The sequence below is a fragment of the Pseudomonas sp. 31-12 genome, from assembly GCF_003151075.1.
Lineage (GTDB): Bacteria > Pseudomonadota > Gammaproteobacteria > Pseudomonadales > Pseudomonadaceae > Aquipseudomonas.
Genome location: NZ_CP029482.1, coordinates 1970277 through 1996972, shown reverse-complemented (window position 1 = coordinate 1996972; position 26696 = coordinate 1970277). Strand labels below are relative to the sequence as shown.

Annotated in this window: 25 protein-coding genes; all 25 read right to left on the bottom strand. The window is 59.5% G+C overall.

What is annotated here, in order from left to right; all coding sequences use genetic code 11:
• A complete protein-coding gene (locus DJ564_RS09220) occupies positions 1-306 on the bottom strand; it encodes an STAS domain-containing protein (protein WP_109628586.1) in 306 nt (101 codons plus the stop codon).
• Between the two features lie 119 nt (positions 307-425).
• Positions 426-875 carry a flagellar export protein FliJ gene (gene fliJ, locus DJ564_RS09215; protein WP_109628585.1) on the bottom strand — a complete coding sequence of 150 codons (450 nt, stop codon included), beginning with the start codon at positions 873-875 and terminating at the stop codon, positions 426-428.
• Between the two features lie 6 nt (positions 876-881).
• The gene (gene fliI, locus DJ564_RS09210; RefSeq protein ID WP_109628584.1) at positions 882-2240 is read right to left on the bottom strand and encodes a flagellar protein export ATPase FliI; all 1359 of its coding nucleotides are present in this window, start codon (positions 2238-2240) and stop codon (positions 882-884) included.
• Complete coding sequence (gene fliH, locus DJ564_RS09205) at positions 2230-3030, bottom strand: flagellar assembly protein FliH (RefSeq protein WP_109628583.1); 801 nt, start codon at positions 3028-3030, stop codon at positions 2230-2232. The genes fliI and fliH overlap by 11 nt, the downstream gene beginning before the upstream one ends.
• Before the next feature lie 7 nt (positions 3031-3037).
• A complete protein-coding gene (gene fliG / locus DJ564_RS09200; RefSeq protein ID WP_109628582.1) occupies positions 3038-4057 on the bottom strand; it encodes a flagellar motor switch protein FliG in 1020 nt (339 codons plus the stop codon).
• Entirely contained in the window at positions 4050-5837 is a 1788-nt protein-coding gene (fliF, locus tag DJ564_RS09195) for a flagellar basal-body MS-ring/collar protein FliF (protein ID WP_109628581.1), read from the bottom strand. The genes fliG and fliF overlap by 8 nt, the downstream gene beginning before the upstream one ends.
• Before the next feature lie 14 nt (positions 5838-5851).
• Positions 5852-6181, bottom strand: a complete 330-nt coding sequence (gene fliE, locus DJ564_RS09190; protein ID WP_010456962.1) for a flagellar hook-basal body complex protein FliE — start codon at positions 6179-6181, stop codon at positions 5852-5854.
• Positions 6182-6444: 263 nt separating this feature from the next.
• Positions 6445-7824 carry a sigma-54 dependent transcriptional regulator gene (locus DJ564_RS09180; protein ID WP_109635978.1) on the bottom strand — a complete coding sequence of 460 codons (1380 nt, stop codon included), beginning with the start codon at positions 7822-7824 and terminating at the stop codon, positions 6445-6447.
• Between the two features lie 5 nt (positions 7825-7829).
• A complete protein-coding gene (locus DJ564_RS09175) occupies positions 7830-9035 on the bottom strand; it encodes a PAS domain-containing sensor histidine kinase (protein WP_162556188.1) in 1206 nt (401 codons plus the stop codon).
• 128 nt (positions 9036-9163) lie between these two features.
• Positions 9164-10639: a sigma-54 dependent transcriptional regulator gene (locus tag DJ564_RS09170; RefSeq protein ID WP_109628578.1), complete on the bottom strand. Its 1476-nt coding sequence runs from the start codon at positions 10637-10639 to the stop codon at positions 9164-9166.
• 173 nt (positions 10640-10812) lie between these two features.
• Positions 10813-11109, bottom strand: coding sequence for a flagellar protein FliT (locus DJ564_RS09165; RefSeq protein WP_109628577.1), 297 nt, complete (start codon positions 11107-11109; stop codon positions 10813-10815).
• Between the two features lie 10 nt (positions 11110-11119).
• Positions 11120-11515: a flagellar export chaperone FliS gene (fliS, locus tag DJ564_RS09160; RefSeq protein WP_109628576.1), complete on the bottom strand. Its 396-nt coding sequence runs from the start codon at positions 11513-11515 to the stop codon at positions 11120-11122.
• A gap of 126 nt (positions 11516-11641) precedes the next feature.
• On the bottom strand, positions 11642-13084 hold the full coding sequence (gene fliD, locus DJ564_RS09155; RefSeq protein WP_109628575.1) for a flagellar filament capping protein FliD: 1443 nt from the start codon (positions 13082-13084) through the stop codon (positions 11642-11644).
• 82 nt (positions 13085-13166) lie between these two features.
• A complete protein-coding gene (locus DJ564_RS09150; protein ID WP_109628574.1) occupies positions 13167-13535 on the bottom strand; it encodes a flagellar protein FlaG in 369 nt (122 codons plus the stop codon).
• 71 nt (positions 13536-13606) lie between these two features.
• Complete coding sequence (locus tag DJ564_RS09145; protein ID WP_109628573.1) at positions 13607-14452, bottom strand: flagellin domain-containing protein; 846 nt, start codon at positions 14450-14452, stop codon at positions 13607-13609.
• A gap of 249 nt (positions 14453-14701) precedes the next feature.
• Positions 14702-14968 carry a hypothetical protein gene (locus tag DJ564_RS09140; protein ID WP_109628572.1) on the bottom strand — a complete coding sequence of 89 codons (267 nt, stop codon included), beginning with the start codon at positions 14966-14968 and terminating at the stop codon, positions 14702-14704.
• Positions 14965-16257: a motility associated factor glycosyltransferase family protein gene (locus DJ564_RS09135; protein ID WP_109628571.1), complete on the bottom strand. Its 1293-nt coding sequence runs from the start codon at positions 16255-16257 to the stop codon at positions 14965-14967. The genes DJ564_RS09140 and DJ564_RS09135 overlap by 4 nt, the downstream gene beginning before the upstream one ends.
• Positions 16258-16340: 83 nt before the next feature.
• Positions 16341-17267 carry a ketoacyl-ACP synthase III gene (locus DJ564_RS09130; protein ID WP_109628570.1) on the bottom strand — a complete coding sequence of 309 codons (927 nt, stop codon included), beginning with the start codon at positions 17265-17267 and terminating at the stop codon, positions 16341-16343.
• Positions 17268-17496: 229 nt separating this feature from the next.
• Complete coding sequence (pseI, locus tag DJ564_RS09125) at positions 17497-18549, bottom strand: pseudaminic acid synthase (RefSeq protein WP_109628569.1); 1053 nt, start codon at positions 18547-18549, stop codon at positions 17497-17499.
• Positions 18546-20045, bottom strand: a complete 1500-nt coding sequence (gene pseG / locus DJ564_RS09120; protein WP_109628568.1) for a UDP-2,4-diacetamido-2,4,6-trideoxy-beta-L-altropyranose hydrolase — start codon at positions 20043-20045, stop codon at positions 18546-18548. The genes pseI and pseG overlap by 4 nt, the downstream gene beginning before the upstream one ends.
• The gene (gene pseF, locus DJ564_RS09115) at positions 20042-20737 is read right to left on the bottom strand and encodes a pseudaminic acid cytidylyltransferase (RefSeq protein ID WP_109628567.1); all 696 of its coding nucleotides are present in this window, start codon (positions 20735-20737) and stop codon (positions 20042-20044) included. The genes pseG and pseF overlap by 4 nt, the downstream gene beginning before the upstream one ends.
• Positions 20738-20758: 21 nt before the next feature.
• Positions 20759-21922 carry a UDP-4-amino-4,6-dideoxy-N-acetyl-beta-L-altrosamine transaminase gene (pseC, locus tag DJ564_RS09110; RefSeq protein ID WP_109628566.1) on the bottom strand — a complete coding sequence of 388 codons (1164 nt, stop codon included), beginning with the start codon at positions 21920-21922 and terminating at the stop codon, positions 20759-20761.
• On the bottom strand, positions 21919-22920 hold the full coding sequence (pseB, locus tag DJ564_RS09105; protein ID WP_109628565.1) for a UDP-N-acetylglucosamine 4,6-dehydratase (inverting): 1002 nt from the start codon (positions 22918-22920) through the stop codon (positions 21919-21921). The genes pseC and pseB overlap by 4 nt, the downstream gene beginning before the upstream one ends.
• Positions 22921-22950: 30 nt before the next feature.
• Positions 22951-25887, bottom strand: coding sequence for a TIGR00180 family glycosyltransferase (locus DJ564_RS09100; RefSeq protein WP_109628564.1), 2937 nt, complete (start codon positions 25885-25887; stop codon positions 22951-22953).
• 52 nt (positions 25888-25939) lie between these two features.
• Positions 25940-26677, bottom strand: a complete 738-nt coding sequence (locus DJ564_RS09095; protein WP_109628563.1) for a cephalosporin hydroxylase family protein — start codon at positions 26675-26677, stop codon at positions 25940-25942.
• Positions 26678-26696 lie beyond the last annotated feature (19 nt).

Below are 26696 nucleotides of genomic sequence, written 5' to 3'. Positions count from 1 at the left end.
TCATGCAACGTCGAAGATTTGTTCGAAATTGGAGATGGCGAGAATCTTGCGCACATCGGCGTTGGCGTTGGTCAACGTGATTTCGGCATTCTCGCCGCCGGCGTGATCACGCAAAAGCAGGAGCATGCCGAGCGCGGAACTGTCGAGGTAGGTGGCGTCCTTCAAATCCACCTCGAACGACTCGGGTTTTGGCTGCAGGTTTTCGTAGGATTCACGAAATTCCTGATGCTTGGCGAAATCGAATCGTCCCTTGATCGAAATCGTCAGCTTTTGCCCATCCTGGGAGACTTCTGTAACGACTGACATTTAACGGCTTCCTTGTCATGGGTAAACGAACGTGTACAAGGTTTAGCACTTGGCGGGAGCGGGAGCAAGGCGGGAAAAGTTGTACAGCCCGCGAAGAACGATCACGCGGTCCGACTGACTCAATACGGATCATGCCGCGGCAACCGCTGGGACAACTCATCCAGCAGCTTCTGCTCGCGCTTGTCTTCGAGCTTGCGCGCCTCGTCCATGTAGCGTTGTACAAGTTTTCGCAAGCCTTCGACCCGGGCAAACGCCTGCTGCCATGACTCGCGCGCCTTGTTCAGGTTGTTCTGGTGCCAGTTCAGGCTTTGGCGCTGCTGATCGATGGCGGTGCCCAGTTGCGCAAGAAAGCCCTGATAGCCGAGCAACCACTGACCGGAAACGCCCGAACTGCCGCGCACGATCCATTGTTCCTGGTATTCGAGGCGAAAGTTTTCGAGGTCGGCGAGCTTGCTTTCCGCGACACGAACCTGGCCCTGGAAGTGCCCGAGGCGCATGACCGCGGTTTTTTCGGCCTTTTCGGCCATTTCCACCACCGGTGCCAAGCGTGCCGCGCGGCTCTGGGCCATGGCCGGTTAGCCGCCCGCTGCCGGGGCGAAGATGGTGGCGAGGTGGTTTTCGCTGGCGCCCATGCCGATGTTGTCGTTCAAGCCCTGACGCAGATACGTGGTCATGGCCGGTTGCAGGGAAATTGCGATGTCGGTTTCTCGATCACCGCCCGGCACGTAGGCACCGACGCTGATCAAGTCGCGACTCTGCTGATAGCGCGACCAATACTGCTTGAACATCTGCGCACGCGCCATGTGTTCGGGGCTGACCACCGACGGCATGACCCGGCTGATGGAGGCTTCGATGTCGATAGCCGGGTAATGGCCTTCTTCGGCCAGGCGCCGGGACAGCACGATATGCCCGTCGAGCACGCCTCGCGCCGAGTCGGCAATCGGATCCTGCTGGTCATCGCCTTCCGACAATACGGTGTAGAACGCCGTGATCGAACCGCCGCCCTTCTCGGCGTTACCGGCCCGCTCCACCAGTTTCGGCAACTTGGCGAACACCGACGGCGGATAACCTTTGGTCGCGGGCGGTTCGCCGATGGCCAGGGCGATTTCCCGCTGGGCCTGGGCAAAACGAGTCAGCGAATCCATGAGCAACAGGACGTTCTTGCCCTTGTCGCGGAAATATTCGGCGATGCGCGTGCAGTACATGGCCGCGCGCAGACGCATCAGCGGCGCATCGTCCGCCGGCGAGGCGACGACCACCGAACGCTTGAGCCCTTCTTCACCGAGGATGTGCTCGATGAACTCTTTAACTTCACGGCCCCGCTCACCAATCAGCCCGACGACGATGATGTCGGCCTCGGTAAACCGGGTCATCATGCCCAGCAGCACGGATTTACCGACGCCGGTACCGGCGAACAGACCGAGACGCTGACCGCGACCGACCGTCAACAAACCGTTGATGGTGCGGATGCCCACGTCCAGCGGCTCACTGATGGGTTCGCGTTTGAGCGGGTTGATGGTCGGGCCGTCCATCGGCACCCAGTCTTCGGCCTTCATGCCGCCCTTGCCGTCCAGCGCACGACCGGCGCCGTCCAGCACCCGCCCGAGCATGCTCATGCCCATCGGCAAGCGGCCAGTGTCTGCCATAGGAACCACGCGGGCACCGGGCGCAATGCCGGCGACGCTTCCGACCGGCATCAGGAACACCTTGCTGCCGGAGAAACCCATGACTTCGGCTTCGACCTGCACCGGTTGATAACTGTCGTCGTTGATGACCATGCAGCGGCTGCCCATGGCAGCGCGCAAACCTTCGGCTTCGAGGGTCAGGCCGACCATGCGCAGCAGACGGCCTTCGAGGATCGGCGCCCCCGCCAGCGTAGTGACCTCGGCGTAACTGCCGAGGCGCTTGGCGAAGCTGGTGCGATCAAGGCGCATCGGGGTCGTCCAGTGTCGGAGCGACCGCAGGCTTCTCGTCGACCGGCAGTTCCAGGCTCAGATCCGGCGCAGCCGGGTGCAAGGCCTGGTCGTGCAACTGATCGAAGAGCTTGGCCATGACCTGGGCGACACGGGTTTCAACAGTGGCGTCGATGCGACTGTGCTCGGTCTCGACCCGGCAACCGCCAGGCAACAGAGACTCGTCTTCGACGATGCGCCAGGTTTCTTCATGGCGCTCGCGCAGGGCTTTGACCTGTTCGAAATCCTGCGGATTGATGTACAGCCGCACATTGCCCACGCCCAACGGCAAGAGCTTGAGGGCTTCGCGCATGACGTGTTCGATTTGCGTCGAGTCGATGGCCAGTTCGCGCTGAATCACCTGTTTGGTGATGTGTTGCACGAGGTCAACCAAAGACTTTTCAATCTGGGTGTCCTGCTCGGCGATAGGCTCGAACAGGTTGGCCATCAGCTGTTCCAGGCCCGCGACCTTCGGTGCCAGGACGGCTTCGGCTTCCTGACGGACCTTGAGCGTGGTGCTGTGGAAGCCTTCTTTCTCGCCGATGGCGAAGCCTTCGTTGTAAGCCTCCTGACGGATGCTTTCGAGTTCTTCGAGGGTCAGTGGCTGGACTTCATCCAGCGGCACTTCTTCCATTTCCGGCGGTTCGGGCTCGGGTTCCGGCTCGGGTTCGGGCACAAAAGGATCGAAACTGGGCAGCGCCCAGACGTCGAAACCGGCGACGTCCTTGCCTCGGATCAGGTCGGTCTGGGACTCATCATGTTTGGACGACATAGTGACCTTAGATCATCTCTTCGCCGCCCTTCCCGCCGAGAACGATTTCTCCGGCTTCGGCCATACGGCGGGCAATGGTGAGGATTTCTTTCTGCGCGGTTTCCACGTCGCTGACGCGCACCGGGCCTTTGGCCTCGAGGTCGTCGCGCAACAGTTCGGCCGCTCGTTTGGACATGTTCTTGAAGATCTTCTCCTTGACGCCTTCGTCCGAGCCCTTGAGGGCCAGCACCAGCACGTCGGAGGACACTTCGCGCAGCAACGCCTGAATCCCGCGGTCATCGACATCGGACAGGTTGTTGAACACGAACATGAGGTCTTCGATCTGACCGGACAGGTCTTCGTCGACTTCGCGAATCGAGTCCATCAACTGGCCTTCGATCGAGCTGTCGAGGAAGTTCATGATGTCAGCCGCACGCTTGATGCCACCCAGGGTGGTGCGCGAGGCATTCGAGTTGCCGGAGAACTGCTTCTCGAGAATCTGGTTGAGCTCTTTCAGGGCCGCTGGCTGCACGGTGTTCAGCGAGGAAACCCGCAGAATGATGTCCAGACGCACCTTGTGGTCGAAGTTGCCAAGCACTTCACCGGCCTGATCCGGGTCGAGGTACGCCACGACGATCGCCTGGATCTGTGGGTGCTCGTATCGGATCACGTCGGCGACGGCGCGCGGCTCCATCCACTTCAGACTGTCGAGGCCGCTGGTGTTGCCGCCCAGCAGGATCCGGTCGATCAGGCCATTGGCCTTGTCTTCGCCCAGTGCCTGAGTGAGCATTTTGCGCACGTAGTCGTCGGAGCCGACGCCCAGGCTGGTCTGGTCGCCGACGATGTCGACGAACTCACTCATGACCTGCTCGACCTGCTCGCGATGGACGTTGCCCATCTGCGCCATGGCCACACCCACACGCTGGACCTCTTTGGGCCCCATGTGGCGCAACACTTGCGCAGCATCGGTCGAACCCAGGGACAGCAGCAGAATCGCGGCTTTATCGACCTTGGTCAGTTTGGCGGCAACGACTCGGTTATCACTCATCTGCGTTAATCCACTCTTTCACGACCTGGGCCACGCGACCCGGATCTTCTGCCACCAGACTCTTGATTGCATTCAACTGTGCGTCATAGCCTTCGCTCGGGCTCGGCAGCAGGATGCTCTGCGGGCCGCCGAGGCTGACGCGGTCGTTGGCCAGTTCGCCGTCCAGGCCGCCCATGCCACCCAACTCGACGTCGCTGCCCAAGCCAGCAAGCTGTTTGCCTTTGCCGCCACCGGTGATGTTGTTGAGCACCGGACGCAGCACACCGAACACCAGCACCAGGATGAACAACACACCCAGCACTTGCTTGACGATGTCCCAGAACCACGGCTGGGAATAGAACGGAATATCGGCAATCACTTCACCGCGCTCGGCGGAGAATGGCATGTTGATCACGCTGACGCTGTCACCCCGGCTGGCGTCGAAACCGACGGCGTCCTGCACCAGGCGCGTGAAGCGCGCCAACTCATCGGCGCTCCACGGCGCACGAGTGGTCTCGCCGTTGGCGGCGTTGATCTTGACCTGATCATCCACGACGACCGACACCGACAGGCGATTCAAACGACCCTGCTGTTGCTTGGTGTGGCTGATAGAGCGGTCGAGTTCGAAGTTCTTGGTGGATTGTTGACGCTTGTCCGCCGGGTACGGTGCCAGCATCGGCTGACCGGTGGCCGGGTCCATGATTTGCTGACCGTTGGCATCGATCAACGGCTGGCCTGGTTGCACCATGCCGGCGGCTGCGGTGCTGCCACCGGTGGTTTGCGGCGCGGAGGCTGGCGATGGCGGCTGGTTGCTCAGGGCACCCGGCACACCTTGCGGGCCATTGCTGGCGGTGCGTTGTTCGTTGACCGACTGCTCGCTGCGCAGCGCCGGTTGGTCCGGATTGAACTGCTCGGAAGTCGACTCGACGGCGCTGAAGTCCACGTCGGCCGATACTTCGGCTTTATAGCGGTCGTTGCCCAACACCGGTTGCAGGATGTTGTGCACGCGCTGGGTCAGCATGCTTTCCATGCGACGGCTGTAGTCGAATTGCTTGCCGGCCATGGTCAGTTCGGAGTTTTCCGCCTGATCCGACAGCAGGTTGCCCTTCTGGTCGACCACAGTGATCTGGGATTTGCTGAGTTCGGGAACACTGGTCGCGACCAGGTTGATGATCGCCACCACCTGACCCGGCTCCAGCGAACGACCGGAGTACAGTTCAACCAGCACCGAAGCGCTTGGCTTGCGCTCATCACGCACAAACACCGAGCTTTTCGGAATCGCCAGGTGCACGCGGGCACCCTTGACGTTGTTCAGGCTGGAAATGGTGCGAGCCAGTTCGCCTTCGAGGCCGCGACGATAACGGGTCGCTTCCATGAACTGACTGGTGCCCAGGCCCTGGTCCTTGTCGAGGATTTCAAAACCGATATTGCCATCGCTGGGAGTGACACCAGCGCCCGCGAGCTTGAGCCGCGCACGGGACAGGTCTTCGGCCTTGACCAGCAAGGCGCCGGAGTTGGGTTCCACGGTGTAGGGAATATCGGCGGCGGCCAGGGTGTCCATGACCTGCTTGGCGTCCATACCGGCAAGGCTGCCGTACAGAGGCCGGTAGTCCGGCTGCTGAGACCACAGCACCACGGCAAAACCAATCGCCACGCTCGCAGCCAGGCCGACCAACAGGCCCACCTGACGCAACATGGTCATCTCGGAGAGGTTTTCCAGGAAGGACAACCCGAACAGCGGCGGCTTGCCGTCTATAGGAGTGGCCTTGGCCGGAACGTTATCGGCGACTGCTTCTGCCATGACTCAATTCGTCCTTAAACCGGCATCTGCATGATGTCTTGGTATGCCTGAACCAGCTTGTTGCGCACTTGGGTCAACGCTTGAAAAGACACGCTGGCCTTCTGCGAGGAAATCATCACGTCCGTCAGGTCGACGCCACTTTTGCCGATCTCGAAGGCACTGGCCAACTGACTGGACGCCTGCTGGGTGTCGTTCACTTTATTGACAGCCTGACCGAGCATGTCGGAAAAGCTGCTGCCACCCAGTTCAGGGACTGCGGCAGTCGATTTAGGCGCAGACATGGCATCCATTTGCATGGAGCGCATGTCCAGCATCAACCGATTGAATTCAATACCTTGGCTCATGATCTACTCTCATTGGCGACCCGCAATTTTTTGACACTCACTCGGCGGGTAGTGAGGTGTTAGCAACAAGGGTGCCAGCTCCGTGGCCACTCTGAACAAAAGCCCTTCCCGGGCCCTCCTCAACTGTGAATCACCACAAAAACCAAGTGGGAGCGGGCTTGCTCGCGAATACGGTTTTCCATTCAACAGAGATGCTGGCTGGACTACAGCTTTCGCGAGCAAGCCCGCCCCCACATGTCGATCGGTGTTGCTAGCGTCAACTTTCAGGTAGCAAACAAATACGCTTCCACATCCATGCCGGCATCACGCATCTGCGCCAGCTTGTAGCGCAAGGTGCGCGGGCTGATGCCCAGTCGCTCGGCGGCTTCCTTGCGGCGGCCGCGTTCGGTGCGCAAGGTGTCGATGATCATCTGGAATTCACGGCGGCGTAGGTCGTCGCCCAACGCCCCGGCCGATTCAGCCTCGACCTCCACCGCCCGCACCGGCGCCAAGGCCGGCAACGGCGCACAGGCCACCGGCCCGGACAGGCAGAAATCCTGAGGCTGGATCAAACCGCCCTGCTGCAGAATCAAGGCGCGCTGGATTGCGTTGTCCAGTTCACGCACGTTGCCCGGCCACGGATAACCGATCAGGCACGCCTGCGCCTCGGGTGACAGTTTCGCCGCGGCATGCTTCATTTTATTGACGTGTTTGGCCAGCAGACGCTCGGCCAGCGGCAGGATGTCGGCGGTGCGCTCACGCAACGGACGCCACGCCAGCGGAAACACCGACAAGCGATAGAAGAGGTCTTCACGAAAGCGCCCCGCCGCCACTTCACCGGACAGATCACGGTTGGTGGTCGCCACGACCCGGATATCCAGGGTGATCGGCTTGCGCGCGCCGACCCGCTCGACTTCGCGCTCCTGCAACACACGCAGCAATTTGGCCTGGAGCCCGAGGGGCATTTCAGAAATTTCGTCGAGCAGAATGGTGCCGCCATCGGCCTGCTCGAACTTGCCAGCCTGCGCCGCGATGGCACCGGTGAACGAACCTTTTTCGTGACCGAACAAGGTGGCTTCGAGCATGTTGTCGGGGATCGCCGCGCAGTTGATCGCAATGAATGGCTGACTGGAGCGATGGGAGTGCTGATGAATGTAGCGAGCCAACACTTCTTTACCGGTCCCGGACTCGCCGGAGATCAATACCGTCGAATCGCTGCGCGCGACCCGCGCGGCCAGTTCCAGCAATTGCACGCTGGCCGGTTCGAAGGCGATCGGCCCTTCGCTCTCGGTTGCGCCGAGCGCGCCCAATGCGTGCCGCGCCACCAGATCGAGCAAGGCTTTGGGTTCGAACGGCTTGACCAGATAATCCGCAGCGCCCTGGCGCATCGCATCGACGGCCCGTTCGACAGCGCCGTGAGCGGTCATCAGCAACACCGGTAGCTGCGGCTGACGCGCTCGCAGCAAACCGAGCAGTTGATGGCCGTCCATGCCCGGCATATTGACGTCGCTGATCACCAGGCTGAACGCCTCGTTACCGACCGTCGCGAGCGCCTCTTCCGCCGAACCGACCGCCGTGTAATCGTGCCCCGCGAGCAACAGCGTATCGGCCAGTGCTTCGCGTAGCGCGCGGTCGTCCTCGACCAGCAGAACCTTGATTGCCATTTCCTTCACTCCGCTTCCTGAGCGCTGGGCTGCTCACCGGAAAAAAGCGGCAGGGTCACTTGCGCACAGGTGCCGCGACCCAGCCGCGAGCGCAACTGCAATTCTCCCTGATGAGCACGGGCCACTGCCTTGACCACGGTCAGGCCCAGGCCAGTCCCTGTGGTTTTAGTGGTGAAAAACGGCTCGCCGAGACGCGCCAGCACTTTACCGTCGATACCGCTGCCGCTGTCACTGACGCACACGCGCAGGTTGTTTTCACGGGCGTAGAAATGCACCTTCAAGCGGACATCACCGGCACTGGCTTGAATGGCGTTCTCGATCAGATTGAGAATCGCCCCGACCAGGGTGTCGCGATTGCACAGCAACTCGCCGGCGTGACTGTCGCACTGCCAGCGAATCGGCAGGTCTTGAACATGGGTCAGCGCTGCCGATTGCAGCGACTGCATCAGCTGCTTGGGCGTGACGCGGTCGGTCAACGGCAGCTCGCCGCGCGCAAACACCAGCATGTCGCGAACCTGATGCTCCAGCTCATGCAGGCGCTCTTTAAGGCGCCCGGCGAAACGCTGCTGGGTGGCGACAGGCAACTCCTGCTCAGTCAAATGACTGGCATAGAGCAAGGCGGCGGACAGCGGCGTACGAATTTGATGGGCCAGCGAAGCGACCATTCGCCCAAGGGACGACAGGCGTTCGTGACGGGCCAGTTGATCTTGCAGATGACGGGTTTCAGTCAGGTCGTTGAGCAACACCAACTGCCCAGGCTCGGCATCCAGCGAGCGAGTTGCGATCGACAGACGCCGACCATCCTTGAGAGAGATTTCGTGACCGTCGTCTTCGCGGGGCGCAAAGCAGCGAGCAATGACATGGCGCCAGAGCTCGCCTTCGAGAGGCAGTCCGAGCAGTTCGCAGGCCGCCGGGTTGGCTTCGCGCACGATCCCTTGGGCGTCGATGACGATGACGCCGCCGGGCAACAAATCAAGGAGGTTTTGCAGACGGTTGGCCAGACGTTCTTTTTCCGCCAGCTCTTGCATGCGCTGCGCGCTGACCACTGCCAGCTCGCCCTTGAGCTCGGTGACCCGGGCTTCAAGCATGCTGTAGGAATCAGTCAACTGGCTCGACATCTGATTGAACAGCGAGAACGCCTGCTCAAGGCCAAGCCGGCTTGCCTGCTCTACGGACGACGGTTGCCCCGAAGTGTCAGGGACAGGAGACATCTGGGCGGCTTGGGGCATCGTGCTCTCTCGCTTGGCTGACCGTCAGTTAAACGGAACGTTGCGAGGGATGTAGCAATACCCGTGCCTAAAAAAAACCGCCTATATATGAACGACTTGAAAAACAGGCGTCAATCATCCGCCTGTTCATCACCGTCGCGACGGCTCATGCCGTACTTGCGCATCTTCTCCACCAGGGTGGTGCGACGAATACGCAGGCGTTCCGCAGCACGCGCCACGATGCCATTGGCATCGTCCAGCGCCTGCTGAATCAAGCCCTGCTCCAGACCACCGAGGTAGTCTTTGAGGTCCAGGCCTTCCGGCGGCAACATGGCGTTGGCGGTGAAGTCCGGGGTATGACCGTTGATGGCCACTCGCTCTTCAAGATCGCTGCGCAGGCTGTCGACCAGTTGCTCGTCTTCGTCATCGACGTAGCGGAATTTTTTCGGCAGTTCGACCACGCCGATCACTCCGTATGGGTGCATGATCGCCATGCGCTCCACCAGGTTGGCGAGTTCGCGGACGTTGCCCGGCCAGCCGTGGCGGCACAGCGACATGATCGCCGCCGAGTTGAAGCGGATCGAACCGCGCTTCTCGTGCTCCATGCGCGAGATCAACTCGTTCATCAGCAACGGGATGTCTTCGACACGTTCGCGCAGTGGCGCCATCTCGATCGGGAACACGTTCAGGCGGTAGTACAAGTCTTCGCGGAAGGTGCCGATCTCGATCATGCTTTCGAGATTCTTGTGGGTCGCTGCAATGATGCGCACGTCGACGCTCTGAGTCTTGTTGCTGCCCACGCGCTCGAAGGTGCGCTCCTGCAACACACGCAGCAACTTGACCTGCATCGGCAGCGGCATATCACCGATTTCGTCGAGGAACAGGGTGCCGCCGTTGGCCAGTTCAAAACGCCCGGCGCGGCTGGTGATCGCCCCGGTGAAGGCGCCCTTTTCGTGGCCGAACAATTCGCTTTCCAGTAACTCGGCCGGGATCGCCCCGCAGTTGACCGGTACGAATGGCCCGTCACGACGCTTGGAGTGGTAGTGCAGGTTGCGCGCGACCACTTCCTTGCCGGTGCCGGACTCGCCGAGGATCAGCACGCTGGCGTCAGTGTCGGCCACTTGCTGCATCATCTGACGGACGTGCTGGATCGCCCGACTGGTGCCGACGAGGCTGCGGAAAAGATTGGGTTCGCGATGACGACCGCGCTCGCGGGCCTGGTCATACATCTCGCGATAGACCTGGGCACGGTGCAGCGAGTCGAGCAATTTGCTGTAGCTGGGCGGCATTTCGAGTGTCGAAAGCACTCGGCGACGCTGGTCTTCAGGCAAGTCAACGGAAGAATTATCGCCCATTAACAAAACCGGAAGGAACTCATCCCAGGTCGCGAGTGTCTTTAACAAGCCCGGAAGTGCGCCAGGAGCATTGACCGTCCCGATGAGGACACAGATCACTTCACGACTTGATGACAAAGAGCCGACAGCCTGCTGCCAGTCATGGCTTCCGCAGGGTAAATTTTCTTCGCCAAGAAAATTTAGAATCACCGCCAAATCGCGGCGGCGGACGCTATCGTCATCAATCAGCAGAATTTTGGTTTCACGCCACATGCAATAGCAACTTCCCTAGTCAACTCAATGCCCAAAATGAGGGGGCAAGCTAGACGCTTGCAGACACGTTATGCCTGTAGACGCCTGAAATCTGGAACCAGCCACTAGTTAAGTCAAAAAACCGTGCACAGTCAAATTTATGGCGCACTATGTTTGGATTAACCGGGGATTAATTAACCAAACAGATGGTAAACCTTTGCCGCGCTCTGCGCTTGATGGATCTGCGACATCTCGTCGACTATCGCCTGCCTCTCCCCCGTTGCCGCCTCCAGAAGCTGCTTGTACACCCCCAGCAACTCCTCAAGGTTATCGCGCAACGCGGCTTCGTCCACCGAAGCTTCACTCAAGACGTCTTCCATGCAGGAACGACACGCCAGGTCCAACTCACCAATGGCCTCCCAATTGCGCTCGGCCAATGCACCGACCAGGGCGTCGCGGGTGTGTTCGATACGCTGCAATACAAGACTCATGGTGATCTCCTTAAAACTGCGGACCCGGTGCGGCAATGGCATCCCAACCGTCTTTGACCGTGCGAAGCAGGTCGGCGACTTCGTCGAGAATTTTTGGATCGGTCTTGATATTGGCTTCAGCCAGACGTTTCATCATGTAGGTGTAAAGGTTATCCAGTTCAGTCACCGAGTCAGCCTGGTTTTCCAGATCCAGACCTTCACGCAGGCCACCGATGATGCCGATGGCCTTGCCGATCAGAACACCCTTGTTGCCGACATCCTTGCGCTCCATGGCACCTTTGGCCTGAGCGATGCGATCCAGAGCGCCTTCCATAAGCATCTGCACCAGACGATGAGGACTGGCCTCGGAAGTCTGGGCTTGCGCGCCAATCTTCTGATACTGCCGAAGGGCTAACATCGGGTTCATGCTGTACCTCATCCAAACTCTATGATTCGTATATTCACTCTATCGACACGGCGTCAAAAATCTTTAGACCAAACCCAAAAAAGCCCGACAAGCGGAATTCGCTGCCGGGCTTTTGGCGTTTATGCACTACGAGGCGTTTTTCTGCGCGTTCATCGCCTCGAACATCGAAGTGATGTTGCTGGCAGTGGCCTTGAGTTTACCGACCAGAGAATCCATGTCGTTGTACTTTTTGGTCAGCACGGCCGTCAGCGTCTCAATACGACGATCCAGAGCTAACTGCTGGTTGGCCAGATTCGACTTGGCCTTGGCCAGACTGGTCGAACGGGCGTCGAGAATACCCTCACTACCCGTGACCGTGTAAGGGGTAAGGGCATCGTTCATGCGCGTCAACAAGCCCTTGGCGGCATCGCCAGTGGCCGTCGGATCCCCCAAGAACAGCTTCTGAACCTCACCACCGAGCTTCTGGGTATCCATCGCGGTGGCGAACTTGGTGCTATCGAAATCCAGCGCACCGGTTTTCTGATTGGTGGTGATACCCAATTGCGACAGAACAGTGAGTTTGTCACCCGCACCGGTTGTGACCAACGGCTGACGAATGGATGCCAGAATGCCGCGCGCCAGCGGGTCACCGGTCAGCGCAGCAGCAATGGTCGGCTTGCCATCGTCATCCAGGGAAGGCTTGGTCAACGCATTAACACTGGTCACAACCTGGTTGTAAGCATCAACGAAAGCTTGAATGGATTTTTTCAGACCATCACTGTTCGGGCCGACTGTTACCGTTGTGGTTGCATCACCACCGGCGACCAGATTCAGGGTCAAGCCGGAAATGGCCGCGTCAACCTTGTTGCTTTTGCTGGTCAGCGCAAGCCCGTCCACCGTGAACTTGGCGTCCACCGCGAATTCGCCGATGGCACCCGCCGAAGTAGCTGTCGGTGTTGCACCCATTTGCTGGCCGGCATTGATCTCCAGACCCGCGATACCGCTGAGGGTGATATCGGAACCGGCACCGGTCACCGTGGAACCCAACACCAGACGCGAGCCAAACGAGTCAGTCACGATGTTGGCACTGAAGCCATTCGCACCCTGCTGGGTATTAATCGCATCGCGAACCGACTGCAACGTCGCGCCCGCCGGAATGGTGACAGAACTGGAAACGCCGTTTTGCGTGATATTAAGCGTGCCGCTTGGAATGGCACTGCTGGCACCGCCGGCAAAGGCTGCGGTGGCCACTTTAGACGAAGTCGCAAGGTTCGTGACCTTGACCACGTAAGTACCGTTGACGGCCGTGTTGCTGGCTACAGCGGTCAATACTTTCGCGTCGGCGGAAGTGGCGTTGTAGCCCAGGAATGCCGGAGTTTGCGTATTGCCCAGATTCTTGATTGCAGTCTGGAAGTTCGCCAAGACACTTTTGAGGGAACCAATGCCGGAAATCTGCGCGGTATTGGTGGTCGTCTGACGGTCGATCTGGTTCTGCTTGGCTGCTTTGTCGGCGTTCACCAAGGCTTTTACAATAGCACCGGTATCAAGGCCAGAGCCTAAACCCGTGCCCGGTAGAATTGGACTTGCCATGCATATCTCCCTTCAGTGTGTCGCCGGTCTTTTGACCACTACAACGTCCAAAAGAACATAGCAACAATATTCATGCCAGCTGTCAGGCTTTCGCGCTGAACAACAAGCTGCTTGCATCATTCAAACTATTAGCCAGTTTCAGGACTTCTTCATTGGGGATTTGGCGAACCACCTCACCCGAGTCACTGGCAATAACCTTGACGATTACTTTGCCTGAAGGCTCGTCGATCGAGAACTCCAGATTACGCTTGACCGACTGAACGAACTTTTCAATTTCCTGAACGGCCATCTTGAGTTTGTCCTGCTCGGATACCGCGTCTTTCTTTTGTTCATCCTTGACCGGTGCCACCACAAGGGCATCGGCTCGAGGCTTCTCCACCGGCTTGTCAGCAACAGTCGTCGCCGGCTTCGCAGCTGGATAAGACAAGTTCAGCTTCACGCTCATATCCATGTCCATCACCTCTTAAACTGAAAAAGCGAGAGAGCGCGCATGCGCACTCCCCCGCCAAAACACATCAGCTATTACTGAAGCAGTTTCAGTACAGCGGATGGCAGTTGGTTGGCCTGGGCCAGAACTGCGGTCGAAGCTTGTTGCAGAGTTTGTTGCTTGGTCAGCTGTGCAGTTTCAGCAGCGAAGTCGGTATCTTGTACGCGGCTCAGTGCAGCACTGGCGTTTTCGTTGATGTTCTGCAGGTTGGAAATGGTAGTCGAGAAACGGTTCTGAGCAGCACCCAAGTCAGCGCGAGTGGCGTTGATGTTTGCCAGAGCAGCGTCGATAGCCGAGATAGAGGCATCAACGTTAGTGTGGTTAGCTGCGTTATCAACGCCGGAAATGACGGTACCGGTCATGCCCAGGGCGCTGGCGTCGAAGCTGGTCGACAGGGTCAGAGTGATCTGGTTGTCGGAAGTAGTGTTCGAACCTACCTGGAACTCCATCGCACCAGCAGTACCGTCGATCAGCGCTTTGCCGTTCAGGTTGGTCGACTGAGCGATACGGGTCAGTTCAGCGATCGACTGTTGGTATTCTTTGTCCAGAGCGGTACGGTCAGCAGTGCCGTTGGAGTCGTTTCGCGCTTGCAGTGCGATTTCACGCATACGCTGCAGAATGTTGCTCGACTCTTGCAGAGCGCCTTCAGCGGTCTGAGCGATCGAAACACCGTCGTTGGCGTTTTTGATAGCCATGGTCTGGCCACGGATTTGCGAAGTCATACGGGTAGCGATTTGCAGGCCGGCGGCGTCGTCTTTGGCGCTGTTGATTTTCAGGCCGGAAGACAGGCGAGTCATCGAAGTCGACAGAGCGTCGGAAGCACGGTTCAGGTTTTTCTGAACGTTCAGCGAAGTAGTGTTGGTGTTTACTGTTAAAGCCATGACGAATTCCTCGTTGGTTGGGTACTGCGGCTTCCGGCCCTGGCAACCGCCCGGTATGGCCTAGAGAACCTTCGTAATAGTTATCGTCGCCAACGCAGGTTGCTTGAGGGGATTTTGAAAATTTTTTGCCATCACCCTGCCACCCCCTTTAAAACCGAGGCTTAGCGACGATCCAGCCACCAAAAAATGACGCCAGAGAACTGCCACAATCCATTCTTACAGCCCCGCTTCCGCCGATCTGCCACTGCATTACGCGGATTTGACAGCCATCAGCAAATCGACCAGTTCGTATTCAAGGTAGTCCGCCAGTGCCAGCCAGTCCTGTCGTTCCTGGCTATCCAACATGCTTGTCAGCAATTCCACCCACCGGGCCGCGATCTGGCTGTCTGCCCCTCCGACCACCGACTGCACCCGCTCCGCTACCTCGACCATAACCAGCGCAGCCTCGACATCCCTTCCCAAGCGAAACAGCGCTGAACACTGCCGGGCCTGATCAACGAGTGGCACTTCGGTCATCGACTGAACTCCGGATGAAATGTCGTGCCGGCAATCATGGCCCCGGCGCGACTGCTGTTGTAGAAGGCTACTTGTGGCTGCGCAGCGATATAGCGCTCCAGCTCACTCAGGTAGCTGCGGAAATTGAGCTGTGTCTTGACCCGCTGCCCATTCCCGTCCAACACCCAATGGCGAGCCGCGCCCAATTGCGGGCCAAGGTCGCCGTCATTCCAGCCAGCATGGGTCTTGTTGTTGGGGAACGCGAAGTCAGCCCCGAACAGCGTGATCTGACTGGCACCCATTTTCACCGCCAGGTCCACCGCAGGATGAATCACGCTGCCGCCTGCAAACAGCCCGGCCCGCGGGAGCTGCTCGCGCAGATCCCGAAAAACAGGGCTTGCCGAGTAGGCGACATAACGTTTGCCTTGCCAGGCCTGCAATACGGCAGGGTCCACCAGCGGCATGTAAACCAGCGTGGTATTTGCGCTGTCCTCGGGAGGCAGGTGACGCTGCGAGATACGCTGATCAATCGTGACGACTACATCCGGCTTGATGCCGTGCTCGATCAGCGGCCGGTAAGCGGTATCGACACAAACGAACAGGGGTCGCGGAGTCTGGCTGCGAATTGATCGCAAGGTCACAAAGTGCTGTTCCAGGCTCGGGCCGGTGGCGATGACGAACATCGGCTGGCCAGCGTGTGTTGCGAACAATTGTGCGACGTCGCTATCGACGCGGATCTGTTCGACACTTTCCAGCAGGCGTGCCGCTATTTCCGGATTGTCCGGATCGAACTCACGGTTGTTGAACGTCAGATGGGTTTCGCTGATCAAGCGGTCGCGGATTCTGGCGTTATAGTCATCGGCCAGCACCAGCTCTGAAGGCAGGGCAAAGAACGGCAAACAGATTTCAGCCAAATCACCAGCGTAGTGCAGCTGGACACGCGAATCACTGAGCCACGGCTGCTGATCGAGCAATTGCAAGACCAGCGCAAACACTGCGCCGTTGAGGATATGCACATGCAGCTGAATCAGCGCCGAACGCTGCAGCAGTTCCAGTTGCAGATCACCCAGCCCCGCGCCGTAAACATGCAGCACCGGACTGTCGACCGGCAGACTTTCAGCCTGAAGCTGTGCTTCGCGGGTCCGGTCATGGCGACTGGTCAGCTGAATGCCGTTGATGCTCAGGGTCGAGCCGAGCCCTTCCACCAGATCGGCCTGCAACGGGCCCGGATCTTCAGTCAGCAGACGCTCGGCCACGGCCGGCCAGCGGCGCTGTATGACCTCGGCGTTGCGCTCAAAGAACTCGCTCATGGAGCCTCGCTTTTCATTCGGGCAAAAAAATAGCGCTCAAGGTTACACCTTGAACGCTTTTGTTGGGTCTGGCTTTTAGAAGCTCAAGGACGATAGATGATCGCCGAACCCCAGGACAGCCCTACCCCGAAACCACTCAGCGCCACCCGCTGCCACTCCGAGTCCAGCACGTGTTTTTCCAGCAGCAACGGAATGCTCGACGACACGGTATTGCCAGTCTCGACCATGTCCTTGATGAATTTCTCAGGCTCACCCTCAAAACGCCGCGCCACGGCGTCGACAATTGCCGCACTGCCCTGGTGAATGCAGAAGGCATCGATATCGTCAGCTGTCAGGCCCGAATCAGCGAGCAACTCATGCAAATGCGCCGGCACTTTGAGCAGCGCAAAGTTGAACACCTGACGGCCGTTCATGAAGAACACCCCATCGGAAACCTTCAGGTGCGGTGCGCCGGAACCGTCGGTGCCGAACTTGGCCTTGCCCAACTGCCATGGTGCATCTTCGCCCATCCAGGTGGCGGTGGCGGCATCGCCGAACAGCATGGTGGTGTTGCGGTCTTCCGGGTCGACGATCTTGGAGTACGGATCGGCGGTCACCAGCAAGCCATTCTTCAGGCCCGCGGCTTCCATGAAGCCCTTGATGGCGTAGATGCCGTAGACGTAACCGGAGCAGCCCAGGGAAATGTCGAACGCGGCCACGGTCGTCGGCAAGCCCAGTTTGTCTTGAACGATGGCGGCGGTGTGTGGCAGACCTTCTTCGTCGCCGTTCTGGGTAACGACGATCAGCACGTCGATGGCTTCACGCTTCAATTCGGGATTGTTGGCGAACAGCGCGTTGACTGCTTCGACACACAGGTCCGAGGTTTCCTGACCGGCATCTTTGCGCGGCAGGAAGGCCGAGCCGATCTTGCCCAGGATGAACTCTTCATCCTTTTCGAATTTTGCACCTTGTGCGTAATTGTCCACGCCGGCTACAGGAACGTAGCTCGCAATGCTCTTTATGCCAATCATTACGGCTTCCCAATAATAAACAGCCCAATACCACCGCTCGCAAGGATTCGAGGGGCGCCGACAAACAACGAATAACGTCGCCCTCAAGGGGCTGACAGCGGGAAGAATAAAAGGCCATCACTGGGCTAAAAACAGACCAGGCGCCATCTCCCCTTTTTATACAATACAGTGAAGATGCGCGTTATGACTCGCAGGTCACGCTAATTTGCCGAATCAGCCCCACAAGCGGTTATTCGACCAATGACCAGTCCAGCGGCGTTCCGCGCTTGATGGCTTGGCGGGCGCGGCGGCCCAGAAGGGTTTCAACGTGTTTGGGGGCCAGCCCCAGGCCAGGCCGGATGGCCCGCAGATTGGCGACGGTGAAAGGCTCACCGGCGGCCATGTCCTGAGTGACGTACAGCGAACGGCGGTATACCAAAGACTTGCGCTCGGCCTCGGTCACGCCGTAATGCACTTGGCCCATGGCCTGCCAGGCGCGTTCGGTTTCGATCACCAGGCTGGCGAGTTCGGCCGGTTCCAGGGAGAAACTGGCGTCCACCCCACCGGCGGCACGGTCGAGGGTGAAATGTTTTTCCACCACCGTCGCCCCCAGCGCCACGGCCGCGACGGACACTCCGACGCCCATCGAATGATCGGACAAACCGACTTCACACCCAAACAACTCACGCAGATGAGGGATAGTGCGCACATTGCTGTTGGCTGGCGTCGCCGGGTAGGTGCTGGTGCACTTGAGCAACACCAGGTCCTTGCAACCGGCCTCACGGGCGGCGCGCACGGTTTCGTCGAGCTCGGCGATGCTGGCCATGCCTGTGGAGATGATCAGCGGCTTGCCGGTGGCAGCGACCCGCCGGATCAACGGCAGATCGGTGTTCTCGAAACTGGCGATCTTGTAGGCCGGCACATCCAGGCTTTCGAGAAAATCCACCGCCGTGTCATCGAACGGTGTGGAGAACGCCAGCATCCCCAACTCTTTGGCCCGGGCGAAAATCGGCGCATGCCATTCCCACGGTGTATGGGCTTTCTCGTACAGCGCGTACAGCGAAGAACCGGCCCACAGGCTGTTGGGGTCCTTGATGAAGAACTCGCCTTCGGACAGATCCAGCGTCATGGTCTCGGCGGTGTAGGTTTGCAGCTTCAAGGCATGCGCGCCGGCCTTGGCCGCGGCTTCGACGATCTGCAGCGCCACCTCCAGCGACTGGTTATGGTTGCCGCTCATCTCGGCAATGATGAACGGCGGCGCATCGGCACCGATCGAGCGGTTGCCGATCTTGAAACTGGTCATGGGTGATCCTTTAAAACGCGTGTAAACGCACAAGCACTCTGAGTGAAACCGGTCTCGCGGAAAACCTTCAGCGATACTTGGTTGGCCGGCAGCACCTGAGCGGTGATGGCTTCCAGTTGCGGCCAATGAACGGTGACGAAGGCTTCGCCCCGCGCCAGCAGCGCCCTGCCCCAACCCAGGCCGATTCGGCTTTCGAACAAATAAATCGAGACTTCGGCACGAGCATCGTCGAGGTCATAACGCAGCACACCGACCGGGCCGTCATCCGCCTCGGCGATCAACAGCAACCGCCGCGGGTTGCTCAAGCTCGCGGCCAGCCAGGCCTGATGCCGTTGCCAGTCGATAACGTGAGTGTCCAGCGACCAGCGCCGTACCGCCTCGGCATTGCGCCCCTCGAACAACAATTGCGCGTCGTCCTGAGTGGCCCGACGAACCTGCAACACCGCCCCTGCCAGCGCTGCCGCTACCCGCTGCGCCCCACGACCATCGACCAACTGCCGCGAGCGCTCGGCCAGACTCTGACGAATCCCCTGATTGCCCACGATAAAACCGATGGCCAGGCGCAACTGCTCGACGCTGACCTGCTCGCGGTTGCCCAGGAACACATGAGCCCCCGAGGTCGCCATGACCTCGCCGTTGGCCTGCTGATTATTCGCGACCGCAATGCAGATCGTCGGCAACCCCATGGCCGCTCGCTCCCAACTGGTACCGCCACCGGCACCGATGAACAGATCGACTTCGGTCATCAGCTGGTAGAAATCGCTGACAAAACTGTGCAGGCGCCAGTTCGGACGATAATCCACCAGACCCTGCATCTGTTCCCACGCCGGGTTGTCGGCACCCGCCACGAAATCGACTTCCAGCTCATGAAGGTCCGCCAGTGCCAACATCGCGTGGTGGGTTTGCATGGCCGCATCGAAACCGCCGAAGTTCACCAGCACACGCCTGGCCCGAGGTTTGATCTCGATCGCCGGGCAACAGAACTCATCGCGCAGCAGGGCAAACCGTGGGCCGAGCAGGGTCTGGCAATCGGGCGTCAGCAGGGAGGCATAAGCCTCTGAGGTGCCCGACAGATTTTGATTGAGCAGCAGATCGACGCTGTATTGCCGAGTGGCCAAATCGTCCACCGCCGCGATTCGCGGAGCCCAGCGGCGCGCGGCGGTCTGCCAGTGATGATCGAGACCATAGTGGTCGACGATGATCCAGTCGAAAGCCGGATGACTTTCCAATGCTTGCCCCAGCGCTGCAATGTCCGCCTGCCACGGCAGCATCGACTCGATGGCCTGCTGCGGGTCTTCATCGGGATAGCGCTCCGGCAGCGCGAAGGTCTCGAAACCCTCGGCACGCAAACTGTGCAGCCGATGCCCCGGCAACAGACGACAGGCGAAGGCAACATGCGCGCCCTGCTTGCGCAACACTCTGGCCAGGGTCAGGCAGCGGGCGATATGGCCACTGCCAATGGTCGGCGACGCGTCGGCGCGGATCAGTACTCTCATTGCAACTCACCACCCGCCTTCAAGGCGGCGTAGAGGTATTCGGCGCGTTTCCAGTCTTCGAGGGTGTCGATGTCCTGCACCAGATGCCGCGGCAGAATCACCGGCAGGCTCACCGGCGAGAACAGCACATCGCCACGCAACCAGGCCTCGCTACGCCCCCAGTAGAACTGGCCGGCGTCTTGAAAGGCCTCGGGCAAGTCCTGGGAGCGGGTATCGCGAAATTCCGGGTAGAGCGAGGTCAAGGCGCCCTGCTCGTCGAGGGTCAAGGCCCGTTGCACCGGGAAGCCGAAACTGCTGACAGAAAACGCGAAAGACTTGTCCGGATGCTGCACCAGCAACTCATGCCCCTGACGCAGATAACGCGCCTGCAACAGGGGCGCCGTCGCGTAGACGCAGCACGCATAGTCGAACGGCGGCAATTGCTTCAAGGCGTGCACGATGACCGCTGCGGTCCCGGTGAAATCGTCGGCCAGCGCCGCGGGCCGCATGAACGGCACTTGAGCCCCATGGGCCTGTGCGACCTCGGCGATCTCCTCATCGTCGGTGCTGACGATCACCTGGTCGAACAGATTCGATTCCAGCGCCGTGCGAATCGAACGGACGATCATCGGCACGCCGTCGAACGGCTTGAGGTTCTTGCGCGGGATTCGCTTGCTGCCACCGCGGGCTGGAATGATCGCAACGCAGCTCAAGAGTCACTACTCCTCAAGTCACTACTCTTCAAGGATCAGTCGTCGCAATTGCTCGACCACATAGTCCTGTTGTTCATCGCTCAGCAGAGGAAACAGCGGCAGGCTGATGGCCTCGGCGTAATAACGTTCGGCCTGGGGGAAATCCCCCTCGGCAAAACCCAGGTCGCGATAGTACGGCTGCAAGTGCAGCGGAATATAGTGCAGGTTCACACCCACCCCGGCCGCTCGCAAGCCTTCGAACACCTGTCGATGTCTGAGGTTGATCCGCTCCGTCTGCAAGCGCACCACGTACAGATGCCACGCCGATTCGGCCTCGGGCTGCGTGCTGGGCAAGCTCAGCGGCAAGTACGCCAGCAACCGCTCATAACGCGCCGCCAGTTCACGACGACGCTCGATGAAGCCATCGAGCTTGTTCAGCTGCGACAGACCGAGGGCCGCTTGCAGGTCGGTGATGCGGTAATTGAAGCCCAGTTCCACTTGCTGGTAGTACCAGGGGCCGTGGCTGGGTTCGGTCATCTGCGCGGGGTCACGGGTCATGCCGTGGCTGCGCAGGCGCTGCAAGCGCTCGGCCAGTTCCGGGCGATTGGTCAGCACCATGCCGCCTTCGGCACTGGTGATGATCTTCACCGGGTGGAAACTGAACACCGTCATTGCCGCGAATTCACCGCATCCTACCGGACGCCCGGCATAAGACGCCCCAACCGCGTGGGAGGCATCCTCAATCACCGTAAAGCCATAGCGTTCGGCCAGTTCGGCGATCATACGCATATCGCAGCTCTGCCCGGAGAACGCCACCGCCACCAGCACTTTCGGCAGCTTGCCGTCGCGCTCGGCGATTTCAAGCTTCGACGCCAGGGTGCAGGCGTCGATGTTCCAGGTCAGCGGATCGATGTCGACGAAATCGACCTCGGCGCCGCAGTAGCGACCGCAGTTGGCCGAGGCCAGGAAGGTGTTGGGCGTGGTCCATAGCCGATCGCCCGGCCCGAGGCCGGCGGCGAGACAGGCAATGTGCAACGCCGCCGTGGCATTGCACACCGCGACCGCGAAATCGGCCTGGCAACGCTCGGCCATGGCCTGTTCGAAACGCTCGATGGTCGGCCCTTGCGTCAGCCAGTCGGACTGCAACACGGCAACCACCGCATCGATGTCTGCCTGATCGAGGCTTTGCCGACCGTAGGGAATCATGCCGACAGCTCCGCGTGCAGGTCGGCGATCTGGCCGACCGACAGAAAGTGCGGATTAGTGTCGGAGCGGTACTCGAAGTCTTCGCTCACCGGTCGGCCCTGCTCGCCCAATTTGTCGACGGCAAAATCCACGTCGACGCTGGTGAAACGAATCGACGGCTGAATGGTGTAGTGATCATCGAACTCCAGGGTCATGCGCGCGTCATCCAGCGGCACCATCAGCTCATGGAGTTTTTCCCCCGGACGGATGCCGACGTTTTTGTGCGGCAAATGTTCAGCCATGCCCAGCGCCAGATCGACGATGCGAATCGACGGGATCTTCGGCACAAACACTTCACCGCCGTGCATGCGGGCGAAGCTGTCGAGCACAAACTGCACGCCGTGGTCGAGGGTGATCCAGAAACGCGTCATGCGCTCGTCGGTGATCGGCAGCTCTTTGGCGCCCTCGGCAATCAGTTTGCTGAAGAACGGCACCACCGACCCCCGCGAGCCCGCGACATTGCCATAGCGCACCACGGCAAAACGAGTCTGCTGTTCGCCAGCAATGTTGTTGGCGGCCACGAACAGTTTGTCCGACAGCAGCTTGGTCGCGCCGTACAGGTTGATCGGGCTGGCAGCCTTGTCGGTGGACAGCGCGACGACTTTTTTTACGCCGTTGTCGATGGCCGCTGCAATGATATTTTCCGCGCCGTTGACGTTGGTGCGGATGCATTCGGTGGGGTTGTATTCCGCCGCCGGCACTTGTTTCAAGGCTGCGGCATGTACCACGTAATCGATGCCGCGCATGGCCTGACGCAAACGCTCGGCGTCGCGCACATCACCGATGAAGTAACGCATGCACGGCGCGTTGAACGTCTGCTGCATCTCGTATTGCTTGAGCTCATCGCGGGAAAACACCACCACACGCTTGGGCTGGTATTGCTCCAGCAACCGGCGGATGAAATTGCGCCCGAACGAGCCGGTACCGCCAGAGATGAAAATCGATTTACCGTTGAACATGCCTTGAATCCTTTTACCTGTCAGCCAGGCTTATGCGAGCAACTGCGCCCAGTTCACGCTGGTCGGTTCGCTGAGAGTAAAGCCCTTGCCGGTCAAGGCCAGGTTCTGGTTGTAGGCCGAGTCCTGTTCGAAGCGGGCGCGCCACTTGTCGCGCAGAGCGGCTGCCGCCTGCGGGTGATCCGGCAAAGTGCCGGGGTGGACGATTTGCACTTGCGGCGTCCATACGGTCAGTAACCCGGCATCGGCAGCTTTCAGGCAAAAATCGACATCGGCATACGCTTGCTCGAAATGTTCTTCATCCAACCCGCCCAGTGCGTCAAATACCTCCTTGCGCACCATCAGACAAGCGTCGGAAACCGCCGAATAGTTCTGCTCGACCAGCAGGCGATGCATATGCCCCGGCGCATCTTTTTTCTCGCCGATGAACGCAGAAGCCACGCCATCGTTCAGCCCCAGAATCAAACCGGCGCCGGTCACGCTGCCCTCGCGATCAACCAGCTTGGCACCGACCACCCCCACTTCCGGACGCTGAGCCTGGTTGAGCAAGGCTTCGATCCAATTGGCATTGACCACCTCCGCGTCCGCCGCGAGCAGTATCAGATACTCACCTTGCGCCTGCGCGACAGCCTGGTTGAGCAACGCCGACGAGCTCACGCGCTGCTCGCTCTTGATCAGACGAATCCGTCCGCGACCGTTCTGCTCCAGACTGTCGAGCCACGTCAGCAGGTCGGCTGACTGACTGTGATTGTCGGCGATGATAATTTCGTTGTTCTGATAGCGCGTGCGCTGCAGTACGCTCACCAGGCAGCGCTGCAATTGCTCCTGACAGCCTTCGCTGCGCACGATGATCGATACCTTAGGACGCGCGACATGGCGGTAGTCGATCCGCAAGCCACCAAATGCCTCAGCACTCACCTGAGCCTGATAGCCACGGGTTGCCAAGTGGCGCACCAGGGTCTGACGTTGGTGCTCGTTCGGTGCCAGGTCCACCGCCGGGGTGATAAGCAATGGCTCGGCCAAATGCGCCAGACCCGCCAGCCCGCCGGTTTCGATCAGGCGCAGCAGCAGGTCGAATTCCAGTGCATCGCTGAACTCGCGGGCATAACCACCGACATCCACTAACACCTCACGTCGGATCAGCCAGTGCCGGGCGGTCAACGCCGGCAGACTTTGCAGCAGGTCGAGGTTGAAGGCCGGGCGGAAAACCTCGGTCAATGTGCCTTTACTACGACGCTGAATCTCATCCATTGCCACCGCACGGCAACCTTCGGCGTTCTGCAACTCCAGGCTGGCGCGCAGGAGGCCGGCAGCGGTGAATTCGTCACCGGCCTCAGCCAACAGCAGCCAGTCCGAAGTCGAGCGCTGGGCAATCTGGTTCAGTCTATCAACGTAGTTGCTTGCGCTGACCTTTACAAAATGCACGGTATTTTGTTCGGTGGTGACCTCGGGTAAATCACCGGTGGTGAAGACCACCACCTTGAAGGCGCGCAAAGCGCTTTCCATCAGACTGTCGAAGGTGACCTGCAACTTGTCCATGTCGGCTTCAAGATCCAGCAACAGAATGCCGAACTGAGGCCCGCCCTCGTTGGCCGCCAGGTGTTGATTGATTTTCCGTACTGCGGTGTCGTTCGGCTGGCGTGCCTGCAACCAGTTCAACAGCCGGCCGGAAGGCATACTGTCCAGCAACTGACGGCTGTCGTAGGTCGGTAGGCTGCCGAGGCGGGCAATCCAGTCGGTCAATATTTTCGCATCGGCGCTCTCGCCCATGTCCAACAGCTGCTGTGCCAGTTTTTGCACGACCTGACGGTTGAAGGCGCCCAACTGCACGGCATGCAGCAAACGGGTCTGGATGGTCTCGGGCGTGTCATTGGAATAGGTGCGCTGCAACGTGTGCTGCTGAAGTAACGCACCTTCCATCTCATCCAGCTGCAAACGTCCGGCAGGCATCGCATGGAGCAGGAATTCGCACTCGGTCAGTTGATCAAAAAATGCCTGGTTGTAGAACGGCATCTCGACATACTGCTGAGGCCCGAATGCCCGTTTCGGGCCGACGGTAGGGTCTTTCCAGTAGGACTCGAAGACCGGCTCGATCGTCAAGGCATTGCGCGCGGCCAGGCTGTCGGCCAGCGCCTGGAAACTTTGCAGGGCGAACTCTGCGGTCTGCGCCTGGTTCAGGCCATTGATGTCAGTCGGCAGCGTGGCGAGGAAACCGGCAAAGCGCTCACGCTCGGCGACGGAGCGGGCGTCCTTGAAACTCAGGACGTGAATGATTTCGGAGTTGTGATCGGAACGGCCGTAGTTGACCTCCCGCACCACATAAGGCATTGGCAGAATCCGCGCCTTGGCCCGCGCGAGCATGTAATACACGTGACCGATTTCCTGCCACTCGAAAATCGTGCCTTCCGGCATGGACGCGTACCAGTCCTGCAACAGTGAAGTGCGGTGCACCGCATAGAACGGAGGAATGTACTGGCCCATATAGTCGAGCACACGATCCTGCGCGCGCTCGGCGTTGTAATCCTCTTTCACCTTCTTGTCGCGACGGTAGTACTGCACGTAGTTGGAGTGCGTCAGGTACATCAGGCAGTAGCCATGGCACATACCGTAATCGGGGTTGGCCTCGAGGAAGTTCACCGATTCGGTCAGTGCATCGTGCAGCAGGAAGTCATCGTCGGAAGCCAACACCATGTACGGCGTGGTGACCTGGCTGGCGCCATACGCGAGTTTTTGCTGAAACCCTGTGTAGGTGAACTGCGGCAAATGGCGATAGTCGACCGACGGAAAGTCGGTTGCAATGCGTTCCTCGCCCTGCACGGACGAATCCAGCACCAGCACCTTGGCGGAGTAACGGCTGTAGTACTGCAAGGCGCGTCGCAGGAACGCACTGCGGTTGTGGGTGATTAAAACCACCGTGAACAGCTCGTTCAGCGGTGTCACGTTGGTTTGAGTGCTGCTTTGAACCTGCATTTTCCTATCCCCACAACCGGCCGATCGCCAAGTACCTGAAGCTGTTTTTTGATTAACGAACGCGACGCAGATAACCGTCCGGCGCCACGGTGATCAGCAGTTTGTTTTGCATCTGCTGGTCAATCTCGAAGTCCTTGTTTTCTTCCAGGTACTTCCATACGGCAGTTTTCGGGTTATCGCCCGGGCCCCATGGACGATCCGGGAAGAAATCGGCCGGCATGTCTTCGACCACGGTGTCCATCACCACACAGTAGCTGTCCACCGAGACCAACGGCGCGTACAGGCGCAGCTCTTCGAGTACGTGATCGTGAGTGTGGTTGGAGTCCAGCACCAGAATGACTTTCTTGCCTGCGGCCGCGGCGCATACTTGTGCGGCAATCGCAGGATCAATGCTCGAACCTTCGATCATCGAAATGCGCTTGCTCATCGGGTGGCTTTCGATGGATTCACGATTGTGCGGACGAATGTCGAGGTCGATGCCCAGCACTTCGCCGTGGCCTTGCAGTTCCAGCAACGAGGCGTAGTAGATGATCGAACCGCCGTGGGCGATGCCGCATTCGATCACCAGGTCGGGTTTGACCTGCCAGATGATTTCCTGCATCGCCATCATGTCTTGCGGCAACTGAATGATCGGACGGCCCATCCACGAGAAGTGGTAGCTGTACTTGTGCTTGGCCGATTCATTGAAGAAATCCTGCGCCAGTACGGTCAGTTTCTGGTCATCGCCCTGACTCGCGATTTCTGCCTGGCACTGGGCTTCGAAGGCTTTATTGATGGTGTTGTCGGTCATTTTTTTAGAATCTCAATAG